The 19,437-nt window shown below is 65.8% G+C and carries 17 protein-coding genes, 1 tRNA gene and 1 riboswitch; of the genes, 10 read left to right on the top strand and 8 right to left on the bottom strand.

All coding sequences use genetic code 11. The features are described from left to right. On the top strand, nucleotides 1-1,161 hold the full coding sequence (locus ARTH_RS03420) for a globin domain-containing protein (RefSeq protein ID WP_011690535.1): 1,161 nt from the start codon (nucleotides 1-3) through the stop codon (nucleotides 1,159-1,161). Between the two features lie 151 nt (nucleotides 1,162-1,312). Here ARTH_RS03420 and ARTH_RS03415 read toward each other — a convergent pair whose 3' ends face one another. Then, a complete protein-coding gene (locus tag ARTH_RS03415; protein ID WP_011690534.1) occupies nucleotides 1,313-3,148 on the bottom strand; it encodes a phosphoenolpyruvate carboxykinase (GTP) in 1,836 nt (611 codons plus the stop codon). Between the two features lie 278 nt (nucleotides 3,149-3,426). Here ARTH_RS03415 and ARTH_RS03410 point away from each other — a divergent pair. Next, nucleotides 3,427-3,500, top strand: a tRNA-Arg gene (locus ARTH_RS03410). A gap of 126 nt (nucleotides 3,501-3,626) precedes the next feature. Here the strand turns inward: ARTH_RS03410 and ARTH_RS03405 are convergent. After that, complete coding sequence (locus ARTH_RS03405) at nucleotides 3,627-4,355, bottom strand: FadR/GntR family transcriptional regulator (RefSeq protein WP_011690533.1); 729 nt, start codon at nucleotides 4,353-4,355, stop codon at nucleotides 3,627-3,629. 192 nt (nucleotides 4,356-4,547) lie between these two features. Here ARTH_RS03405 and ARTH_RS03400 point away from each other — a divergent pair, with 192 nt between their 5' ends. The 4 genes from ARTH_RS03400 (at nucleotide 4,548) to ARTH_RS03385 (ending at nucleotide 9,423) form a co-directional block, all read left to right on the top strand. Beyond that, nucleotides 4,548-6,014 carry a dihydrolipoyl dehydrogenase family protein gene (locus ARTH_RS03400; protein WP_011690532.1) on the top strand — a complete coding sequence of 489 codons (1,467 nt, stop codon included), beginning with the start codon at nucleotides 4,548-4,550 and terminating at the stop codon, nucleotides 6,012-6,014. Nucleotides 6,015-6,101: 87 nt separating this feature from the next. Continuing rightward, complete coding sequence (locus ARTH_RS03395) at nucleotides 6,102-6,776, top strand: ABC transporter ATP-binding protein (RefSeq protein WP_011690531.1); 675 nt, start codon at nucleotides 6,102-6,104, stop codon at nucleotides 6,774-6,776. Beyond that, nucleotides 6,773-8,809: a YhgE/Pip domain-containing protein gene (locus tag ARTH_RS03390; RefSeq protein ID WP_011690530.1), complete on the top strand. Its 2,037-nt coding sequence runs from the start codon at nucleotides 6,773-6,775 to the stop codon at nucleotides 8,807-8,809. Before ARTH_RS03395 ends, ARTH_RS03390 begins: the two co-directional genes overlap by 4 nt. Further along, a complete protein-coding gene (locus ARTH_RS03385) occupies nucleotides 8,806-9,423 on the top strand; it encodes a TetR/AcrR family transcriptional regulator (protein WP_011690529.1) in 618 nt (205 codons plus the stop codon). Before ARTH_RS03390 ends, ARTH_RS03385 begins: the two co-directional genes overlap by 4 nt. Before the next feature lie 527 nt (nucleotides 9,424-9,950). Here the strand turns inward: ARTH_RS03385 and ARTH_RS03380 are convergent. The 6 genes from ARTH_RS03380 to ARTH_RS03355 all read right to left on the bottom strand — a co-directional run bounded on the left by ARTH_RS03380 (nucleotide 9,951) and on the right by ARTH_RS03355 (nucleotide 14,979). Further along, nucleotides 9,951-11,048 carry an EamA family transporter gene (locus ARTH_RS03380; protein WP_011690528.1) on the bottom strand — a complete coding sequence of 366 codons (1,098 nt, stop codon included), beginning with the start codon at nucleotides 11,046-11,048 and terminating at the stop codon, nucleotides 9,951-9,953. A gap of 45 nt (nucleotides 11,049-11,093) precedes the next feature. Then, nucleotides 11,094-11,780 carry a hypothetical protein gene (locus ARTH_RS03375; protein WP_011690527.1) on the bottom strand — a complete coding sequence of 229 codons (687 nt, stop codon included), beginning with the start codon at nucleotides 11,778-11,780 and terminating at the stop codon, nucleotides 11,094-11,096. A gap of 136 nt (nucleotides 11,781-11,916) precedes the next feature. Continuing rightward, on the bottom strand, nucleotides 11,917-12,444 hold the full coding sequence (locus tag ARTH_RS03370; protein ID WP_011690526.1) for a SixA phosphatase family protein: 528 nt from the start codon (nucleotides 12,442-12,444) through the stop codon (nucleotides 11,917-11,919). Between the two features lie 57 nt (nucleotides 12,445-12,501). Beyond that, the gene (locus ARTH_RS03365; protein WP_011690525.1) at nucleotides 12,502-12,705 is read right to left on the bottom strand and encodes a dodecin family protein; all 204 of its coding nucleotides are present in this window, start codon (nucleotides 12,703-12,705) and stop codon (nucleotides 12,502-12,504) included. 276 nt (nucleotides 12,706-12,981) lie between these two features. Next, nucleotides 12,982-13,854: a winged helix-turn-helix domain-containing protein gene (locus ARTH_RS03360; protein WP_011690524.1), complete on the bottom strand. Its 873-nt coding sequence runs from the start codon at nucleotides 13,852-13,854 to the stop codon at nucleotides 12,982-12,984. Nucleotides 13,855-14,397: 543 nt separating this feature from the next. Then, nucleotides 14,398-14,979 carry a hypothetical protein gene (locus tag ARTH_RS03355; RefSeq protein WP_156810607.1) on the bottom strand — a complete coding sequence of 194 codons (582 nt, stop codon included), beginning with the start codon at nucleotides 14,977-14,979 and terminating at the stop codon, nucleotides 14,398-14,400. 254 nt (nucleotides 14,980-15,233) lie between these two features. On the opposite strand from ARTH_RS03355, the gene ARTH_RS03350 reads away from it, so the two are divergent. The 4 genes from ARTH_RS03350 to ARTH_RS03335 all read left to right on the top strand — a co-directional run bounded on the left by ARTH_RS03350 (nucleotide 15,234) and on the right by ARTH_RS03335 (nucleotide 19,315). After that, the gene (locus ARTH_RS03350) at nucleotides 15,234-15,974 is read left to right on the top strand and encodes a response regulator transcription factor (RefSeq protein WP_011690522.1); all 741 of its coding nucleotides are present in this window, start codon (nucleotides 15,234-15,236) and stop codon (nucleotides 15,972-15,974) included. 3 nt (nucleotides 15,975-15,977) lie between these two features. After that, a complete protein-coding gene (locus tag ARTH_RS03345) occupies nucleotides 15,978-17,510 on the top strand; it encodes a sensor histidine kinase (RefSeq protein WP_011690521.1) in 1,533 nt (510 codons plus the stop codon). Between the two features lie 148 nt (nucleotides 17,511-17,658). Beyond that, nucleotides 17,659-17,833, top strand: a riboswitch (cyclic di-AMP (ydaO/yuaA leader). Beyond that, entirely contained in the window at nucleotides 17,833-18,609 is a 777-nt protein-coding gene (locus ARTH_RS03340; protein ID WP_011690520.1) for a hypothetical protein, read from the top strand. Its footprint overlaps the riboswitch before it by 1 nt. A 241-nt stretch (nucleotides 18,610-18,850) precedes the next feature. Beyond that, the gene (locus tag ARTH_RS03335; protein ID WP_011690519.1) at nucleotides 18,851-19,315 is read left to right on the top strand and encodes a hypothetical protein; all 465 of its coding nucleotides are present in this window, start codon (nucleotides 18,851-18,853) and stop codon (nucleotides 19,313-19,315) included. Nucleotides 19,316-19,437: the final 122 nt, after the last annotated feature.

The raw sequence follows: 19,437 nt of genomic DNA, 5'->3' as shown, positions 1-19,437 counted from the left end.
ATGCTCTCGGACAAGTCCTTCCCCGTCATCGAGGCCACCCTCCCCCTGGTCGGTTCCCGGATCGGTGAAATCACCCCCAAGTTTTACGCCCGCCTCTTCGCAGCACACCCGGAACTACTGGACGGGCTCTTCAGCCGCTCCAACCAGCGCAACGGCAACCAGCAGCAGGCGCTGGCCGGAAGCATCGCCGCTTTCGCCACCCACCTGGTGAACAACCCCGGCACCCTGCCCGAGACCGTGCTTGCGCGCATCGCCCACCGCCACGCCTCCCTCGGCATCACCGAACCGCAGTACCAAGTGGTCTACGAGCACCTCTTCGCCGCCATCGCCGAGGACCTCGCCGAGGTCATTACCCCGGAAATCGCCGAAGCCTGGACCGAGGTCTACTGGCTCATGGCGGATGCGCTGATCAAGCTCGAAAAGGGCCTCTACGCCGCACAGGCCAACGGCGTGATGTGGAGCCCGTGGCGGGTCGCCGCCAAGACTGCTGCCGGCACCGGCTCCATGACGTTCACCCTGGAACCTGCCGACGACACCCCCATCACCCCCGCCCTTGCGGGACAGTACGTGAGCGTCAAGGTCCAGCTCCCGGACGGACTGCGCCAGGTCCGCCAGTACTCGCTGTCCGGCGAGGCCGGCACGAGCCGGACGTTCACCACCAAGAAGGACGACGGCGGCGAAGTCTCCCCCGTCCTGCACAACAACGTCCAGGTGGGCGACATCCTCGAGATCTCCAACCCCTACGGTGAAATCACCCTCAAGGAAGGCGACGGGCCCGTCGTCCTGGCCTCCGCCGGCATTGGCTGCACACCCACCGCCTCCATCCTGCGCTCCCTCGCTGACTCCGGCTCGGACCGCCAGGTCCTGGTCCTGCACGCGGAAAGCGACCTGGACAGCTGGGCCCTGCGCAGCCAGATGACGGACGACGTCGAACGCCTAGACGGCGCCGACCTGCAGCTCTGGCTCGAGCGGCCGGTCGCCGGAACCAAGGAGGGCTTCATGTCGCTGCGCGAAGTCGACCTGCCGGCCAACGCCTCGCTGTACCTGTGCGGTCCGCTGCCGTTCATGAAGCACATCCGCAACGAGGCCATCAACGCCGGGATCCCCGCCACGAAGATCCACTACGAAGTCTTCGGCCCGGACATCTGGCTGGCTTCCTAACAGCAGGAGCGAACGGACACGTAAGCCCCGGGGCTTACGTGTCCGTTCGCGGTTAAGGGCCTAAGTGTCCGTTCGCGCAATGTACGACGGCGGCGCCGCACCTTTTCTGAGAAGGTGCAGCGCCGCCGTCGTGATGTTCTTGTCCAGCTGGCTAGCTGTGGTCCGCCATACGTTCCTTGAGGGCGTCCAGCTCGGCGCGCAGGGCCTCCGGCAGGGAGTCGCCGAACTTCGCGTACCACTCCTCGATGGAGGCAAGCTCTGCGTCCCATTCCTCGCGGTCGACGCGGACGGCGTCTTCCACGTGGGCGTGGGTCAGGTCCAGGCCCGTGAGGTCCAGCGCGTGGCCCGCCGGCACGAAGCCGATCGGGGTCTCAATGGCGTCAGCCTTGCCTTCGATGCGCTCGATGGCCCACTTGAGGACACGGGCATTGTCGCCGAAACCGGGCCAGGCGAAATCGCCGTCGGCGGTGCGGCGGAACCAGTTGACCAGGAAGATGTGCGGCAGGCGCTCCGGGTTGGCCTTGCCTGAGACGCTGATCCAGTGCTTCAGGTAGTCGCCTGCGTCGTAGCCGATGAACGGCAGCATGGCCATCGGGTCGCGGCGAAGCACGCCGACCTGCCCGGCGGCGGCCGCCGTGGTCTCGGAGGAGAGCGTGGAACCCATGAAGATGCCATTGGTCCAGCTGCGGGCCTGGGTCACCAGCGGAACCGTGGTCTTGCGGCGGCCGCCGAAGAGGATGGCTGAAAGCTCCACGCCTTCGGGGCTGTAGTACTCCTCGGCCAGCATGTCGATCTGTGAAATCGGTGTGCAGAAGCGGGAGTTCGGGTGGGCAGCCGGCTTGTCCGAATCCGGCGTCCAGGAGTTGCCCTGCCAGTCGGTCAGGTGCGCCGGGGTTTCCTCGGTCATACCCTCCCACCAGACGCCGCCGTCGTCCGTGAGGGCGACGTTGGTGAAGATGCTGTGGCCCTTGGCGATGGCGCGCATGGCGTTGGGGTTGGTGCCCCAGCCGGTGCCGGGGGCGACGCCGAACAGGCCGGCCTCCGGGTTCGTGGCGCGCAGCTCGCCTTCCTTGCCGATCCGCATCCAGGTGATGTCGTCACCAAGGGTCTCGACCTCCCAGCCCTCGATGGTGGGGTCAAGCAGGGCGAGGTTGGTCTTGCCGCAGGCCGAAGGGAAGGCGGCGGACATGTAGTACGACTTCTTCTCCGGGGAGGTGAGCTTGAGGATAAGCATGTGCTCGGCAAGCCAGCCCTCGTCCCGGGCCATCACGGAAGCGATGCGCAGAGCGTAGCACTTCTTGCCCAGGAGGGCGTTTCCGCCGTAGCCGGAGCCGAACGACCAGATGGAACGCTCCTCCGGGAAATGGACAATCCACTTGTCCGGGTTGCACGGCCATGCGACGTCGGCCTGGCCGGGGGCCAAGGGGGCGCCCAGGGAGTGCAGTGCGGGAACGAAGAACGCGTTCGTGGCGGTGATCTTGTCCAGCACTTCGGTGCCGATGTTGGCCATGATGCGCATGGAGGCAACCACGTAGGCGCTGTCAGTGATCTCGACGCCGAATTTGGGATCCTCTGCGTCAAGGTGGCCCATGACGAACGGGATGACGTACATGGTGCGGCCGCGCATGGAACCGGCGAACAGACCACGAAGCTTCTGCTTCATCTCGGCCGGTGCCATCCAGTTATTGGTGAAGCCGGCATCCCGCTGGTTCTCCGAGCAGATGAATGTCTGCTCTTCAACGCGCGCCACGTCCGCGGGATCGGAGAATGCGGCGAAGGAGTTCGGGAACAGCTCCGGGTTCAGCCTGGTCAGCGTTCCGGCTTCGACCAGCTCGCCCGTGAGGCGGGTGTATTCCTCTTCCGTACCGTCGACCCAGTGGATCCGGTCCGGCTGGGTAAGTTCTGCAACCTCTTCGACCCATGCCAGCAGGCCAGCATGTGTTGTGGGTGCTTTCTCAAGCAGCGGCAGTCGTGCGAGATCGCCCATTGCGGTTCCCTTCCTCGGGTTCAGTGGTGTGTCCTAAATGCTAGGGCTCTAGACCACTGCACTTTTTGAGTCAGACGTGGGATGTCCGGGCGGCAAAAAAGCAAAAACCGCGGAAAATCAAGGAACCGTATGGGGCGAATCGGGTCTTTTTGTGAGTAAGGTCACATAGACCGGTCTAGTCGTGCACATTACACGCCTGCCGATTTGGAACTCGGCGGCAACTCGCGTAAAGTAATTCGAGGTTCGGGGGTGAACGAAAAACTCCCGGAGCCGAGAATGCGCCCATAGCTCAGCTGGATAGAGCGTCTGTCTACGGAACAGAAGGTCAGGGGTTCGAATCCCTTTGGGCGCACATAAAAAGAAAGATCCGCACCGGTTCGCCGGTGCGGATCTTTTTGTTTCAGTTTGTTTCGCGTGGGTCTGCCCGCCGCCCAGCTCTGGCAGGCAGCCCCGGGCGGGCTGCCGCCCGCAGGCCGCCCTACTCGTTTATTGCTTCGTGGATGCGGCGGCGGATGCCGTCGAAATGGCGGTTCAGCCGTTCAGCAGCCAGCGCCTTGTCCCCGTCCGCCACGGCCTCATAGATGCGGCGGTGGACAGCGGCCGTCTCCGCGAGGTCCTCGGTGCCTGCTCCGACTTCCAAGTGGATCTGCCGGTACACCTTCCAGAAGACGGCGAGCAGGCTGATCAGCAGGGTGTTGTTGAGCGGTTCGAACAAGCGCCTGTGAAACTCTGCATCCGCTTCCACGAACGTCTCCCCCGCGGCGGCCAACTCCTCCATCCGGATCACGGATTCCTCAACGGCGGCCAGCTGGCCGGACGTCATGGTGTCCATGGCGCTCCCGATCAGGCCTGATTCGAGCGCCTGCCTGACGTCCACCAGTTCCAGGGCTTCCCCGCCCTTGTGGCGCAGCGAGAGCCTGCCGCGGAAAGTCAGGCCGTCGGCCAGCGCATCAAAATTGTTGGGCGCCACAAACATGCCGAATCCGTGCCGGATCTCAACAACTCCGAGCGCCTGGAGGACTTTGAGCGATTCGCGAAGGGTATTGCGCCCCACTCCCAAGGCCAGGGCCAGTTCGTTTTCCGTGGGCAGCGGATCACCCGCTTCAAGTTCACGGTCCAGGATGAGGTCCATGATGTCCGCCTGGAGAGCGCGCAGCCGGGCCTGGGCGCTGAAACGCGCCTGCGAAGCGACGCCTGGTGTTGTCATGGGTTCCCCTAACCGAGAGTTCTGAACCACCGTGCGGAGTGGGTCACAGAAAACAATATTGGATGTCCCACCTTCTGTTAAGCGCCCGCGCCAAACACTGACCCGATTCCCGGCACCGCTTCGTATGGTTTCTTCCTGCTTCGTGTGGTTTCTTCCCGCGGGGAGCACCGCCGCCGGGCGTAGTCTGGTGCCATGACGGCCAGAGTTGAACGCGAATTCGATGTCATTGTGATCGGCGCCGGAGCCGTGGGGGAAAACGTCGCGGACCGGGTGGTCCAGGGCGGGCTCACCGCGGTCCTGATTGAGGCGGAGCTGGTGGGCGGCGAGTGCTCATACTGGGCCTGCATGCCGTCCAAGGCCCTGCTTCGCCCTGGAACCGCCCTGCACGGGGCGCAAACGGTCCCCGGCGCCGAGGAGGCGGTCACGCGTACCCTGGATGCCTCCGCGGTCCTGAAACGCCGGGACTACTTCACGTCCAACTGGCAGGATGACGGCCAGGTCAAATGGGTGGAGGACACCGGCATCGAACTGATCCGCGGCCGCGGCCGCCTCACTGGCCCGCGGGCCGTCGAAGTAGCCGGGCGCGACGGCGTCACCTATTTGCTCTCGGCAAGGCACGCCGTCGTGCTTTCCACCGGTTCGGCCCCCACGGCCCCGCCGGTTGCGGGCCTGGCGGGGCTGGACTACTGGACCACGCGCGAGGCCACGTCCGCACGCAGCGTCCCGCAGAGCCTTGCGGTCCTCGGCGCCGGGGTGGCCGGCACCGAGCTGGCGCAGGCATTTGCCCGCTTGGGTTCCGCCGTGACTCTCGTGGCCCGCGGCGGGCTACTCAGTATGTACCCGAAGGACGCCGCAAGCCTGGTGCTGGCCGGCCTCAGGGCCGACGGCGTGGACGTCCGCCTCAACACCGGCACGGAGAAGGTCAGCAGGAACGGGGACGGCTCGTATACGGTCGCCCTGGCCGACGGTGACAGCATCAGGGCTGAGCGTCTCCTCGTCGCCACCGGCCGCCATCCCGCACTGGACGGGCTGGGGCTGGAAGCAGTGGGACTTGGTGCCGCGGACGGCAGAGTGCCACCGCTTCGCACGGATACCACCGGCCTGGTTGAGGGCATGGACTACGCCGGCCAGGGCGACGGCGGGGACTGGCTCTACGCGGTGGGGGATGCGGCGGGCAAGGTCATGCTCACGCACCAGGGCAAGTACTCGGCCCGCGCCACCGGGGATGCCATCGCGGCGCGGGCCAAAGGCGAACTGCAGGGCTCGCCGGAGCCGTGGACCCGCTTCGCTCAGACGGCCAACGATCACGCCGTGCCCAACGTGGTGTTCACGGATCCCGAGCTGGCCAGTGTGGGCCGGTCGGTGGAGCAGGCACGGAAGGACGGCTATAACGTGTCCTCGGTGGAGCTTCCCATCAGCGTGGCCGGGTCCTCGCTACATTCCGAGCATTACGAGGGCTGGGCACAGCTGGTGGTGGACGAGGACCGGAAGGTGCTCCTCGGGGCCACCTTTGCGGGGCCGGACGTTGCCGAACTCCTCCATGCCGCCACCATCGCCGTGGTGGGCGAGGTGCCGCTGAACCGGCTGTGGCACGCGGTGCCTTCCTATCCCACCGTCAGCGAGGTGTGGCTGCGGCTGCTTGAGGAGTACGGCCTCTGACTGCTTGATCACACTTGAACCGATCTATTTGAACTGACTGGTCAGTTTAGTTAGCCTTGGTGCAGACAACCACTGCGAAAGGCTTCCATGCTCTCGGTTCGACAGCTTCATGTGAAAGGCCGGCGGGATGATTTGCTCCCGCCCACTTCACTCCAGGCACGGCGCGGCGAGCTGGTACTGGTTTCCGGCGCCCGCCAGGACCAGAGGACCGCTCTGGCACTCACCCTCAGCGGACGGATGAAACCGACCTCCGGCGAGCTCCTCTGGGACGGCGCGGCGAAGACGAAGCGCCTTCGCGCGGGCAGCTCGCTCGTGGACTCCCCCGGGGTCAATGAGCCTGAACAGCACCTGAGCGTGCGCGACCTCGTCACGGAAGACCTCGCCCTGATCCCGCGGCGCTACCGTGGCGCCCTGCTCAGCACCCCGTGGCTCAAAGTCAACCGTTTCGAGGACATCGCAGGCCTCTGGGCGGAACAGCTGGCCCCCGCCCGGCGCATCGAACTGCTCACCGCCCTATCGCTCGCAAACCCGCACACCGACCTCCTCGTGGTCGACTCCCCCGACCGCCACAGCGCTGCTCCCGCGGACTGGCTGCCGCGGCTCCAGGAGCTGGCGTACGACGGCGGCCGGCCCCTCGCCGTCGTCGCCACCGTCGCTGCCCTCCCGGACAACTGGACGGGCACGGCCGCCGAGATCGGCAACGCCGTCCCCCGCCCCTCCACCGCGACTGCCCCCACCCCCGAAACAGAGGACGCAAAGTGACTGTGCTGCGGCTGGCCCGCTCCGAACTCAAGCGCATGACCGGCGGGCTGCTGCCCAAGCTGACCATCCTTGCCCTGACCATGGTGCCCCTGCTCTACGGGGCTGTGTACCTGTACGCCAACTGGGATCCGTACAGCAACCTGGACCAGATCGACGCGGCGCTGGTGGTGGAGGACACGGGCGCCACCTCCAGCGACGGAACGCAGCTGCAGGCCGGCCGGAAGGTGGCGGACAGCCTCATCGACGGTCACGTGTTCAACTGGCAGTCCGTGGATTCCGCCGAACAGGCCGACCAGGGAGTCAGCAGCGGCAAGTACGCCTTCGCCTTGAAGATTCCGAAGGATTTTTCCGCCAACCTGGTGTCCCCCGGCAGCTTCGACGCCGCCAACCAGGCCATGCTGAACGTGACCACCAACGACGCCAATAACTACTTGCTGAGCACTATCGTGGACAAGCTGACCACTGCCGTCCACTCGAGTGTGGCCAAGGAAGTGGGCGAGGAAACCGCCAACCAGCTGCTCACCGGCTTCGGCACCATCCACACACAGATGGTCAAAGCGGCTGACGGCGCCGGCCAGCTTTCCGACGGCGTCAGCAAGCTCCACGACGGCACCGTCACCCTGCACGAGGGAACCTCGCAGCTCAGCAGCGGCGCCGGGGAACTCTACAATGGCCAGCTCAAGCTGCGCGACGGTGCCAACCAGCTGAACGACGGCGCGGCACAGCTCAGCGACGGACTCAGCCAACTGCAGGACAAGACAGCCTCACTCCCGGCGGATTCGCAGAAACTGGCTGACGGCGCCGCCCAGGTAGCGGCCGGAAACGCCACGCTGAACACCAAGGTGCAGGACGTCGTGGGGCAATTGGACGCCGCGGACCAGGGACTGCGGAACCGCGTGGTGGAATCCAACGGCAGGCTGATGGCCGCGGGCATCATCACCCAGGCGCAGGCGGACAGCATCCTCAAGGACTTCGACGCAGCTGCGGCATCCGGACCGGTGGCGGACGCCAAGGCAAAAATCCAGTCCGACGCCGCGCAGATCCAGCAGCTTTCGGACGGTTCGTCCGCGGTGAGCGCCGGTGCCGCCAGGCTCGCGGCGGCCACACCCGCCCTGACCGGCGCCATCGCCCAGGCGTCCGCGGGCGCGGACCAGTTGCACACCGGGACCTCCGCGTTGGCCGCCGGGGAGCAAAGCGCCGTGGACGGCACAGCGAAGCTTGCCGAAGGTGCCGGGACGCTCGACAGCGGCGCAGCGCAGCTTGAAGACGGTGCCACAACGGCCGCCAACGGAGCAGCCACGCTGGCCTCGGAACTCGGCAAGGGCGCCGGCCAGGTGCCCAATCCCGATGACGCCCAGAAGAGCAGCCTCTCGAAGGTCATGGCCGATCCCGTGGCCGTCAGCAACGTCTCCCAGGCGAAGGCCGGGTCCTACGGAGCCGGCCTGGCACCGTTCTTCCTGACCCTCGCGCTGTGGATCGGCATCTTCATGCTGATCCAGGCCATGCGTCCCGTCACCCAGCGGGCGCTGGCTTCCAACGCGCCGTCGTGGAAGATTGCCCTGGGCGGCTGGCTGCCGTTCCTGGCCGTCTCCGTTGTCCAGGCGAGCCTGCTCACCCTGGTGGTGGACGTGGCGCTGGGCCTCAACCCCGCGCATCCGGTGCTGATGTGGCTGTTCATGCTGGCCGCCGCGATGGCCTTCAGCGCCATCATCCAGGGCATAGTGGCCCTGCTTGGCTCCCCCGGAAAGCTGGTGGTCCTGATCCTGCTGGTGCTCCAGCTGGTGTCCTCGGGCGGCACGTTCCCCTGGCAGACCACCCCCCAGCCACTGCATCTGGTGCACGAAATCCTCCCCATGGGCTACGTCGTGACCGGCATGCGGCACCTGATCTACGGCGCGGACCTTTCCATGATCCTGCCCATCGTGGCGGGCCTGCTTGGCTACACTGTGCTGGGGGCCGCGCTGTCAACGCTGGCCGTCCACAAGCACAAGTTCTGGACCCTGAAGTCCCTGAAACCGGAGATCGCCGTATGAGCATGCAGGAAGCCGGCGAAAAGAAACTCCGCCCGGCCCGTACCAATGCCACCAAACAGAAGCTGTTCGACGCTTCCATGGAGCTGATCGGCGAGCGCGGCGCGGCCGGCGTCACCGTGGACGAGATCGCCGCGGCGGCAGGCGTCTCCAAAGGAACCGTGTACTACAACTTCGGCAGCAAGTCCGACCTGATCGCCCAGCTGCTGCGCCACGGAGTGGACATCCTGCACGCCCGGCTATTGAGCGTGCAGGACTCCTCCGCCGATCCGCTGGCCGCCATGGACGAGATGATCGGTCAGGCGATGGACTTCATGGCAGAGTACCCGTCCTTCGCCAGGCTCTGGGTCAGCGAAAACTGGCGGACCCCCAGCGAATGGCAGGACACCTTCGCGGAGCTCCGCGGACGGCTGCTCAAGGTAATCGGCGGCGCGATCGAGGGCGTCGCCGCGCGCTACACCGTCGACGAGTCCATCTCCCGGGGCAGCCTGGAGACCGCAATCTTCGGCGCGTGCTTCGTGGTGGGGCTGGACCGCCAGACCTACAACCCTGAACGCACCCGCGAACAAAGCGTCGCGGCCATTATGGCGATCATGCGTGGCTACGTCCGGAAGTAGCCCGCATCGGGGAAGATTAGTCACATGCGCCACATGGGTAACAGCGGAAGGATAGCTATTGCGGCGGCCTGTGCCGCTGCAGGGCTCCTGGTGCTGACCGCGATAACGCTCGAAGAGTCCGTGCTGTTCACGTTCCTCGGAGCTGTGGCCGTGGGCTACCTCGCGTGCGTCATCCAGGTGGTGGTCCGGGGCCGCCACCTGGCGCTGCTGGTGGGCGGCATCGGTACGAGCCTGTTCATCGGGTTCACCATCGCGTTCCTGCGCATGTGGGGCCTGGCGTTCACCGCGGAGACGGATTCCCTGGGCCCGGCGGTGACAACCCGGGACTCCGATATCTACTTCTACCTCGCCGCGGTGTCCGGCGCGGGAACGCTGCTGGTTCTGTTCGCAGGGGCGGTATGGCCGGCCGGAAAGCGGCTCCGGTCCGACCGCAGCCGGTCCGGACGCAGTGAATCCGGACGGCGCAAGCCCTCAGCGGCACGGCGGCCGGCGGCCAGACCGGCGCCCCGCCCTGCCGCAGGGACCACCTACGGGCGTGTTCCGGCGTCGCGATCCGGCGCGGTCCGTACGCCCGCGGCCAAGCGGCCGGCGTCGCCCTCGGCCAAGTCCGCGGTCCCTCGTGCTGCCCGGCCGGCACCTAAGTCCGCCGCGCCCAAATCTGTGCCTAAGCCGGCAGCCAAACCGTCGCCCACGTCCCCGGCGAAGGCTACATCGCGTCGTTGAGCATGCCATCGCCTTTGGCCGGGTGTGGCGCCCTGCCGGCCCGGCAGGAGGACGGCGATTGCCACCCCGCCCAGCAGCAGAAGTCCGCCTGCTACCTCGGCTGGTGACGGCACCTCGCCCAGGACCAGCCAGGCCGTCATCATTCCCACGACCGGCACAAGCAGCGTAAACGGAACCACGGCGGACGACGGATAGATTCCCAGGAGCCAGTTCCAGATTCCATAACCCACCAGCGAGCCCAGGACGGCCGTGTAGATCGCACTCAGGATGGTGACCACCTGCAAGCCTGCGAGGCTGCCGCCTACCGCGGCCGGCCCGTCGATCAACAGGGACAGGCCGATCAGCGGTAGCGGAACCACTGCACCGGACCACACCACAAGCCCCAGGCCGGAAGAGGCCTTGGCCTGCCGGGCGACGATGTTTCCGGCCGCCCACGACAGCGCAGCGGCCAGGACGATGAGCAGGGGAAGGACCGGGGCGACCATGCTGCGGCCGACCGCCACCACCGCGAGTCCGGCCACTCCTAGGACGACGCCGGCAAACTGCCTCACGCTGGGACGCTCACCCAGGATTCCCGCAGCGAGGAGAACAGTCAGCAGCACCTGTGCCTGCAGGACAAGCGAGGCGAGCCCTGCGGGCATGCCCAGCGCCATGGCCAGGTAGAGGAGACCGAATTGTCCGGCGCTCATGAAAAGGCCCACGCCGACGATGGCCCGCCAACTGACGTCCGGCCTGCGGATGAAGAAGATCCACGGAAAGACGACCAGAACGAAGCGCATGGCAACAAAGAGCAGTGGCGGCACCTCAGTGCCGTTGGCGTGCAGGCCAAGGTCTATCGCAACAAAGTTGGCGCCCCACAGGACGGCCACAAGGACCGCGAGGGCGGAATGGCGAAGGTTCACGCTCCGTGCTGCCGGTTCAGTGCCGGGGCGTCAGAGGATGCGGGCTCAAAGATTCCGCGGGCGCTCTCCCGGCGCCCCGTCCGCCCCGTGGTCGGGCACGGCATCATGCCTGGCCGCGTCGCGATCCGCAGCGTCGCGCTGAGGTGGTGCGACCGGTTCAGTCGTGGCTGGTCCGGCGTGGCCGCGTTCTGCGGTGCCTGGGACTGCCGTGCCCGGGGCTGTGGTGCCAGGGGCTGTCGCCGGCACGTTGTCACCGCGACCGCGGGTTCCAGCTTCTGCACGCGTCTGCGGCTGTGCGGGAAGGGTCTCGTCCTGCCGGTCGGCGTCATGGAGAACAGCGTCATGGCGATCGGTATCGCGGTTGTCAGCGTCGTGGCGGTCAGCGTCGCGACGGTCGGCTGTGACGACGTCCGGGTCAACCTCATCGGCCTTGCGGAGCTGTTCCTGCGACGCGGCCCGCACGCGCTCGGCTTCCGCCTGCTTTTCGCGGGCGTCCCGGCGCAGGCGCTCCGCCTCGACCTCGGCCTGTTTTGCGTCGGCCTCGGCGCGGGCCGCTTTGGCCTCGCGATCCCGCGCTCCGAGCTCGTCGGCTTTGGCTTTTTCACGCATTTCGGCGGCCTTGTTCCTGTCCGCCTCCACCTTGCGCCTCCGGTTGAAGAAGAGCACCGCTGCGATGATCGCAATCACTACAACAACGCCGATGATGATCCCCACAAGCTGTCCTGAGTCCACGATGATCTCCTTCTAACCGGGGCCGCTGACGAATATCTCCAGTAAACATCACAAACCCCGCGCTGACCATGAACACGGCGGCAGAAGGGGCAGGAGTCAGAGGTTCGCGGGGCTGCCGCGGTCCCGCCAGCGCCCCTTAGTGCGCCCGGGGCACCTTGAAGTGCGTCAGCCGGGCATCCTGGCCATCCAGTTCTGCCCAGGTTTTGTCGGTTTCCAGCACAGTCAGGCCGCTGGTGGGAAACCGGGTGGCGGCGTCCATATAAGCATCGTGGTTGGAATCGCGCGACGCCAGGTGCATGGCAAGATCCTGCACTCCGGGCATGTGGGAGATCACCATCAGCGTAGTCACGGTATCCGGAACGTGGTTGATGACCTTCAGCATGCGCAGCGCGGACGCGCCGTAGAGGCCGTCCTCGAGTTTCGGTGTCGGGGCTTTGTCGCCTAATTCCGCGCACACCCAGGTACACGTCTGCCGAGTACGCAGCGCACTGGAGCAGAGGATGAAATCGGGAACCACCCCGTGCTTGAGCAGCCATTTTCCGGCCAGGGGAGCCTCACGGTGCCCGCGTTCCTCCAGCGGGCGCTCATGATCGGGCACTCCTCCGGGCCAGTCTGCCTTGGAGTGCCGCATGAGGACCAAACGCCTGATGTGATGCTCGCTCATGCCCCAATCCTAGTGCGGCGGCCCTGCCCCTCAGGTCACGGCCGCCCTGCACAGGGTTCAGTCCTCCAGTACGAAGGTCACTTCAAGCACAACGTGCCACGCGACGACGGCGCCGTCCGCGATTTCGACTTTCTGCTCTTTCACCCACGCGCCCGTGACACCCCGAAGCGTCTTGTTGGCGCGCTCGATGCCCTCCTTGATGGCCGCATCGAACGAAGTTTTGGAATTCGAGCTCAGGGTTGTAATGCGTGCTACAGACATAGTTCCTCCTGATGGTCGGATGGACGATCAGAGACTACGCCGCACCACCCGGCACCAACAGGGCCATAGGAACTAAGCCACGGAGGCACATACTCCGAGAGCCCGCCCGCGGGAAGGCGGCCCTTTGGGCTGGATCAAGGGCGCTGAAGCGTAGCGGCACATCCCGAAAGCGCCGTTGTTGCGTGAAGAACGAGCGCAGACGGCGAGGGATCGTGCCGCGAAAGCGAAGGCGCCCGCCCCCACGGAGGGAACGGGCGCTTTCGAACGAGTCTAGGACTAGATGGAGTATTCCGGAGCGGCCCAGACTACGACCTCCGGGTGCTCGTAGAACCGGTAGCCCTGGCCGCGTACCGTGCGGACGGTGTTGGCGAGGCGGCCCAGCTTGGAGCGGAGGCGGCGGATGTGGACGTCGATGGTGCGCTCGTTGGGGACCTCTTCGGCGTTGCGCCACAGACCTTCGAGCAGTTCGTCGCGGCCCACGGTGCGGGTGCCGTTTTCGACGAGGTAGTTGAGGAGTTCGAACTCCTTGAACGTAAGGTTCAGGGAGTCGCCGTCGAGGTGGACTTCACGGCGGGCCAGGTCGATGAGGACGCCGGACGGCCGGGGATCCTGCGGCTGCGGCAGCCGGGTGGTCTCGGTGCGCTGCCGGGAGTTGACGGTGGGGTCGCCGAAAGTGGACCGTACGACGTCGAGCGCGGAACCCGGGGCGCTGGCGGGGGCTACGGCCACCGCGGCGTAGCTCTCTGCACCGGAGACGAGCGACTGCGCGTAGGCGCGGATTTCCTGAGCAAGTTTCGCAATGGAGGTTCCGGCTGCTGCCGCCGTTTCCTCGTCGATGCCCATGTAGAGGACAAATCCACGGGCTACGTTTTCGTTTGCGACGGGGCGGACGGCACTGCCGTTGGCCGGCGCAATCACAGGGGTGGGGGCCGTCTGCGGGGCGGCCTCGGCGGCGGGAACAGCGCGAAGCTGGCCATAGGAGTTCGGGTTGTAGCCCTGGGGCGCGTAGCCGGGTGCCGGGAAGCTGTTGCCGGGGGCTGCCGGGGCGAACGCCGGACGGGCACCGAATCCCTGGCGGAGGCCTGAGGGCTGGCCGCCCTTGTTGGCGTTTCGGACGGAGATGTGGACGTATCCAGATGCAACTGACATGGAATGCTTACCTCAATGTGAATGGCCGTCATCGCGGCTCGAATGCTGTCTTTCCCCGCAATGAGATCTGGGGAGGGGCGCCCGACGCTGGGCTAGGGGCGAATGCCTAAAAACTTCTCGGGGTGGGAAAGTTAGGCGTGCATTCGACAACAGCGCATGTCTTCGCCAGCGGGTGGGCTGGTCCAGGATTCTGCGGCTGCAGGTGCTGTTGAGTTCTTGTTCACAATTGAAGTGTGCAACGTAACAATGAAAACTTGCAAGTAACAATGGACACTATCGTCCGCATCGTGAGACAGAATCCCGCATTGTGGCCCAAATCACGATTCTGAAATGCCAATAATATAACAGGTGTTTTTCAGAACGATCGATCGGATTCTCTTGAATGCCGAATTTTCTTCTCCATAACTCGTGTTTTCGATGCGAAAATTCAGCCTGTATGGAATTGCTGAAATACGAGGGCCGCGCTTTGCACATGTCCAGCCCCCGGCCGGGCTTCACGGAAAAATTCTGTCCTGCGCAGCCCCGCCGGGCCCGCCGGCCGGCTCAGTTGGACTGACCGGTGAGCGTCGCGGCTACCAGCTGGACCGACTCCGCCGGGAAGCTGTCACCGTCCTTACCCGCAACGATCCTGACCATCGCACCGGACACGATGTCCGCCACGGTGAGTTGGCTGGTGGCCGCAGCGCCGGACTGTTGACGCCTTTGTTGCAGATTGCTCACCGCCACATCTGAACCGAGTGCATAAGTGCGGCTGAAGCCGTCCGTGCTCTTGACTGTCACGGAGCCCGAGTTCACTTCGGTGACCGTTCCCTGCTGTTCCACTTTGGTGACGTAGGCGCCGTCCTCGAGGGCCACGTACTCGGAGTGAACGGCGGCGGATACTCCGTTGCCCATTCCGCCCAGGCCATCCGGGGCGAAGTTGCCCGGGCCGCCCTGGGGCGGCATCCCGCCGTCGGCAAAGCCGCCCTGCGCACCGCCGCGGCCGCCCGGCGATGTTTCCTGCAATGCGCCTGCATCGGCCGTGCCGTCAGCCGCCGCAGAGCTGGAGGTCAGGGCATAGATGCCCCCGCCGGCTCCGCCCGCGAGAACAGCCGCCGCTCCGGCGGCAGCAACCCCCCGCTTCACGGTCCACGGCTTCGAACGGCCCGCCGGCCCGCCCGGAAAGCCGCCAGGCGGCGGGGTACGCCAGCTAGCGTAAGGCCGGGATGATCCCCATCCCGCCTCCGGTAGCAAACCGGAAGCAGCGGACGACGGCGGCGCTCCCCGCCCGGCAGCCCATGGATGGCCCGCCCCTGCGTTCAGCTCGCTAGGCTGGGATTCACAGCTGGCCCACAGGATCCCCATAGCGCCGGCTAAACCGCAGATCGGAGAGTTGTCCCATGGCCACTTCGCACTCCATGACTAACAACCTTCCCCAGCTCACCCACCCGGACGGCTCCCCCATCCGTGCCCTGGTGGTGGACGACGAACCCAGCCTCTCCGAGCTCATGAGCATGGGCCTGCGGATGGCAGGCTGGTCCGTTGCCGTCGCCGGAGACGGCCCGGATGCTGTAAAACTCGCCAAGGAATTCCGCCCGGACGTGCTGGTGCTGGATGTGATGCTCCCCGGGTTCGACGGCGTCGAACTGCTCACCAGGATCCGCGCCTTCGCGCCGGAGGTGCCCGCGCTCTTCCTGACGGCGAAGGACGCCGTCCAGGACCGCATCCTTGGCCTGGCGGCCGGCGGGGACGACTACGTCACCAAGCCCTTCAGCATGGAAGAGGTGCTCCTGCGCCTTCACCGGCTGGTCCAGCGTTCCGGAGTCGCCGCCATGGACACCGCCGAACTCGTGGTGGGCGACCTCGTCCTCAACATTGACACGCGCGAAGTGACCCGGGCCGGGGAGGAACTGCAGCTGACCGCCACCCAGTTCGAACTCCTCCGCTACCTCATGGAGAACCCCAGGCGGGTGGTCAGCAAGGCACAGATCCTGGACCGCGTATGGGACTACGACTTCGGTGGCCAGGCCAACATCGTGGAGCTCTACATTTCCTACCTGCGAAAAAAGGTGGATGCCGTCCACCCGCCCATGATCCACACCGTCCGCGGCGCGGGATACGTCATCAAACCGGCGGATTGAGCGGTGCCCACACTCTCCGGCGAAACCCGCAAAGACCGCCGCCGCTGGCTTGATCCGTCGACCTGGCACCTGCGCACCCGGCTGGTACTGGTGGCCATGGCACTCCTTGTGGCCATCTGCGGCGCGATCGGCCTGTTCAGCTATGCCTCCATGGATTCCTTCCTGACCAGGCAGCTCGATGAACGGCTGGGGCAGGCCTCGCGGCTGTCGAACGAGGCAGGACGGCCACGGCCCAGCAACCCGTCCGGCAGGCAGGACGGGTTCGAAGGCCCGGGCCAGGGCGTCGGGACGCTCATCGCGCGCATAGATAACGGGACTGTCAGCAGCGCCGGGTTCCTCGCCAAAGACGCCACCGTGGCGTCCCTCTCCCCCGAGGATAACCAGATTCTTTTGGCACTCCAGCACGACGGAACGCCCGTCGACCGGGCACTGTCCACCGGCTCTTACCGCCTGGTGGCGGTCCAGGCGCCATACGGGGACGTGATTGTCACCGGACTCCCCCTGAACGAAAAACAGAACACGCTCAACTCTTTGGTATGGACGATGGTGATCGTGTCGATGGGCGGCCTGATCCTGATCGGCCTTGCCGGAACGGTGCTGATCCGTCGCACCATGAAACCCCTCGAGCAACTGTCCGAAGTCGCCACGCAGGTTTCGAAATTGCCGCTCGACGCCGGCGAGGTGGCCCTCGCAGTCCGCGTGCCGCCGTCGAACGCGCACCCCGGAACCGAAGTGGGCAGTGTGGGACATGCCCTCAACCTCATGCTGGATAACGTCTCCAAAGCGCTGGAAGCCCGCCAGCAGAGCGAAACCAAGGTGCGCCAGTTCGTGGCCGACGCATCGCACGAGCTGCGCACGCCGCTCACCGCCATTCGCGGCTACACGGAACTCATGCGCATGACCGAGGACTTCACCCCGGACGGCCAGAAGTCGCTGGCCAGGGTGCAGAGCCAGTCTGAACGGATGACCACCCTTGTGGAGGACCTCCTGCTGTTGGCCCGGTTGGACGAAGGCCAGCCGCTAAAGATCAGCGATGTGGACCTGACGCAGCTTGCGGTGGAAACCGTCAGCGACGAGAAGGTCATGGCACCGGACCGCATCTGGCAGCTGGAGCTTCCGGAAGAGCCCGTGGTGGTCCGCGGGGATGCCAGGCAGCTGCACCAGGTGATCGCCAACCTGCTCTCCAATGCCCGCAAGCACACGGAACCGGGCACTACCGTGGTCACCGGAGTGATGCGGTCAGCCGACGGCAGCGCCGTGGTGACCGTAACGGACAACGGTGCCGGGATCCCGCCGGAGTTTGTGGACCGGGTTTTCGCCCGCTTTGCCCGGGCGGATGCGGCGCGAACCAGTCCGGGAGGTTCTGCTTCTGGTTCCGGCGGCACGCGCGCTGCGGCTGCCGAGGGCACGAGTGGCCTGGGCCTGTCGATCGTGCAGTCGATCGTGGAGGCGCACGGCGGAACCGTGGAGGTCAATTCACGCCCGGGACGCACCGAGTTTGCCCTGCGGCTCCCGGGAGAATTACCGGAAGCCTAGCGGCACCGCAAACCCGCTTCCGGCTTCGGCGATCCCGCAAGCCAACGCGCCGCCATCGTGACCCTCGTTACCGAAATGTGACTTAAGCGCCGGACTCCTGTACGGTTTTTAGAGTGCGGCCACCGTTCCGGCCGCATATCCGGATGGACGCCAAACTCTGCCGCTACCCGGATTTCCTCATGATCAGGCAGAGGCGGGGGACCCAGGTCTCCGGGCATTCTGCATAGCCGCCCTTGGGGTGAAGCCGACACGTGAAGTTCCGTGCGGCCGGATGACCTCATCCGAACCCGACAGCTAACTCCGCCGGCATCGAGAGGCAACCATGACTAAATCCACGCCAGAAGTACGTCCTGAGCCCGCTTCCCGCAAGTCCGCAGCGCCTGCGCAACGCTCACGCCACCGCGCCGAAGCAGCCGCCAAGGTGTCCCCGCTGTCCCGGTTCGCTGCCAGCCTGCAGGGCTCCGGCCGCCGGGCCGCAGTAGTAACCACCGCTTGCGCCGTGCTGATTGGTGTCGGCGCCGCCGGCCAGGCTTCCGAACCCGTCGGCCCTGCAACATCGGCAACGGGCGCAGGGAGCGCCGCAACTACTGCCGACGCCGAATCGAAGCTCGCGTTCGAAAAAATCCTCGTTTCCGCCATGCCCGCGCCGTCCTCCGTCAGCGTGAACGCGCAGTCGTCCGGTGAGAAGCCGTCGGAGGAGACGGCACCGGAAGCGCCTGCAGCCGCCCCCGCTCCTGCACCTGCCGCGGCTCCCCAACCGGCTCCTGCCCCGGCGCCGCCCGTAGCCGTGGACGATCCCGCAGCTGCCCAGGCGTATGCAGCCTCCCAGCTTGGAACGTACGGCTGGGCGGCTGACCAGATGCAGTGCCTCACCACGCTGTGGACCAAGGAATCGGATTGGAAGACCACTGCCACGAACGCCAGCAGCGGCGCGTACGGCATTGTCCAGTCGCTGCCGGCCGAAAAGATGGCCAGCGCCGGGTCCGACTACCTGACCAACTTCCGCACCCAGATCAACTGGGGCTTGAACTACGTGAAGGAACGGTACGGCTCCCCCTGCGGCGCCCTGGACTTCCACTACGCCAACAACTGGTACTAGACCGGCACCTGTAGCCACCTTGGTTCGCAACGCCGGAGGCCCCGAATCCATGCTTGGATTCGGGGCCCCGGCCGTCTTGGCTGTTTGCTTCCTCCTGGACCCCCGGGGACCTTCGCGCTCCGTTTCGGGGCCACAAGGTTTTCACAAGGTCGACGAGTGACTGTTGGTCGCCGCCGCTTTCAATTGTCTTCCCAGCGGCTGCCGGCCCCAGCGCCGTCATCAAGATGCAGGGAGCACAACAATGAAAAAATGGTTAGTTCCGACGGCCGTCCTGGCCTCAATCTTCGCGGCCGCCGCTCCGGCCGCCGCCGCCCCTTCGGGCCCGCCGATCACCGTGGACGGACCCGCCACTTTCACTAGCTGCGGATTTCCTGTCACCGGTGAAGTCACCGGCAAGGCCAAGAACATCACGACTCCCTCCGGGGACGTCATCAGCACTTCCCCGGCGCTGAAGGTAACCCTGACGGGGCCGAACGGAAAGCCCCTGAAGCTGGTCATCACGGGCGTCCTCTTCTTTTCGTTTCCAAGCGAAAACGTGATCGAAGTGAAGGCCACCGGCAACAACCTCCTTCAGCTCCCCTCTCCTGCCGGGCTTTTCCTCACGCGGGGGAATGTCAATTTCTCTGTGGACTCCCAAGGCAACGAATTGCGGAGATTCTCAGGATCCGGCACTGCAACCAACGTTTGCGACCTTTTGGGCCCATAACGCACCCAACCGCGGCGGCGGTGCTCCCACCAAAGACGGCGGGCGCACTGTCGCCGTTTCCCTTGCCCTTATCCGCACCCGGCAAGGCCCACAGCAGCTGCACAGCTTCGGCCTAAATTCTT

It is taken from the genome of Arthrobacter sp. FB24 (assembly GCF_000196235.1).
Lineage (GTDB): Bacteria > Actinomycetota > Actinomycetes > Actinomycetales > Micrococcaceae > Arthrobacter.
Note: the sequence above shows the minus strand (reverse complement) of the source record. Positions and strands in the feature narration are given on the sequence as shown.

Bases quoted from the DNA above. Each gene is read 5' to 3' on its own strand.
- ARTH_RS03420 (WP_011690535.1), top strand. From the start codon at position 1: ATGCTCTCGGACAAGTCCTTCCCCGTCATCGAGGCCACCCTCCCCCTG.
- ARTH_RS03415 (WP_011690534.1), bottom strand. From the start codon at position 3,148: ATGGGCGATCTCGCACGACTGCCGCTGCTTGAGAAAGCACCCACAACA.
- ARTH_RS03405 (WP_011690533.1), bottom strand. From the start codon at position 4,355: ATGACAACACCAGGCGTCGCTTCGCAGGCGCGTTTCAGCGCCCAGGCC.
- ARTH_RS03400 (WP_011690532.1), top strand. From the start codon at position 4,548: ATGACGGCCAGAGTTGAACGCGAATTCGATGTCATTGTGATCGGCGCC.
- ARTH_RS03395 (WP_011690531.1), top strand. From the start codon at position 6,102: ATGCTCTCGGTTCGACAGCTTCATGTGAAAGGCCGGCGGGATGATTTG.
- ARTH_RS03385 (WP_011690529.1), top strand. From the start codon at position 8,806: ATGAGCATGCAGGAAGCCGGCGAAAAGAAACTCCGCCCGGCCCGTACC.
- ARTH_RS03370 (WP_011690526.1), bottom strand. From the start codon at position 12,444: ATGAGCGAGCATCACATCAGGCGTTTGGTCCTCATGCGGCACTCCAAG.
- ARTH_RS03365 (WP_011690525.1), bottom strand. From the start codon at position 12,705: ATGTCTGTAGCACGCATTACAACCCTGAGCTCGAATTCCAAAACTTCG.
- ARTH_RS03360 (WP_011690524.1), bottom strand. From the start codon at position 13,854: ATGTCAGTTGCATCTGGATACGTCCACATCTCCGTCCGAAACGCCAAC.
- ARTH_RS03350 (WP_011690522.1), top strand. From the start codon at position 15,234: ATGGCCACTTCGCACTCCATGACTAACAACCTTCCCCAGCTCACCCAC.
- ARTH_RS03340 (WP_011690520.1), top strand. From the start codon at position 17,833: ATGACTAAATCCACGCCAGAAGTACGTCCTGAGCCCGCTTCCCGCAAG.
- ARTH_RS03335 (WP_011690519.1), top strand. From the start codon at position 18,851: ATGAAAAAATGGTTAGTTCCGACGGCCGTCCTGGCCTCAATCTTCGCG.